Here is a 1100-nt window from a genome sequence, read left to right as displayed (position 1 = left end):
AAGCCGCGGCAGAGCGCAATCAAAGTGCAGCCGTTAGTAAAAAGATAAAATTTACGTCGCTTTCTGATTTAAATTTATATCGTATGTAGGAGCTAACATGAAAGCGCTATTTTTTATACTCGCAATAAAACAAGCGTGCAAATGGGTGCTTGATATGAGCGAGGAAGAGAAAGAGCAAATTTTATATTTGAGGCGATATTTAAAGCTAGGTTGTGAGGATGGCGACACGCAAATGTGCAAGGACTTAGGAAAAATAGGGAATTAGGGCAGAATTGTAAATACTAAATTGCCCCACTTGCAAGCTCATGAAATTCGGACTTTAAAATTTAATCTTAATTGGGCTATAATCTTAGAATTAATATTCAAAAAGGAGTTTTTATGCAAACACAAAATAATTTTATAAACCGCGAGCTAAGTTGGCTGCGCTTCAATACCCGCGTGCTAGAACAATGCAAAAAGGATATCCCGCTAATTGAGAAATTAAAATTCCTAGCGATTTACAGCACGAATTTAGACGAATTTTATATGATCCGCGTGGCGGGCTTGAAGCAGCTTTTTACCGCCGGCGTTATAACCAGCGGGGACGATGAGATGACGCCTCTTGAGCAGCTGCGCGCGATCCGCTCATATCTAAGAAACGAACAAACCGAGCTTGAGCAGCAGTATTTCGGCATCCAAAAAGAGCTTTGCAAAAACGGGCTTTTTATCAAAAGCTACGACGAGCTACAGCCCGAGCTGAAGCCGGTGGCGGACGAGTTTTTTTTCTCGCAGATAATGCCCGTCATCGTCCCGATCGCAGTGGATGCGACCCATCCTTTCCCACATCTAAACAATCTCAGCTTCTCCCTCGCAGTCAAGCTCTGCGACGAGGGCGCCCCCGAGTCGGTGCATTTCGGGATGATTAGAATTCCACGCGTGATCCCGCGCTTCGTGCAGGTCGCGCAAAACACCTACGTGCCGATTGGCACCATCGTAAAGCGCCATGCGGAGGAGATTTTCCCGGGCTACAAGCTCATCAGCTCCGCAGCTTTCCGCGTCACGCGAAACGCAGATATCGTAATCGAGGAGGAGGAAGCGGACGATTTTATGATGATCCTGGA

General features: G+C 45.9%; 1 protein-coding gene and 1 pseudogene. Both read left to right on the top strand.

From position 1 onward, the window contains the following. Positions 1–97 precede the first annotated feature (97 nt). Positions 98–265 (top strand): hypothetical protein, encoded by a 168-nt coding sequence (locus Q0277_RS08730; RefSeq protein ID WP_297997312.1) that lies wholly within the window; start codon positions 98–100, stop codon positions 263–265. Between the two features lie 113 nt (positions 266–378). Continuing rightward, positions 379–1100: pseudogene (locus Q0277_RS08725) on the top strand (RNA degradosome polyphosphate kinase); the annotation flags it as partial.

The organism is uncultured Campylobacter sp. (assembly GCF_938030815.1).
GTDB lineage: Bacteria > Campylobacterota > Campylobacteria > Campylobacterales > Campylobacteraceae > Campylobacter_B.
This window is presented reverse-complemented; position numbering and strand designations above follow the sequence as displayed.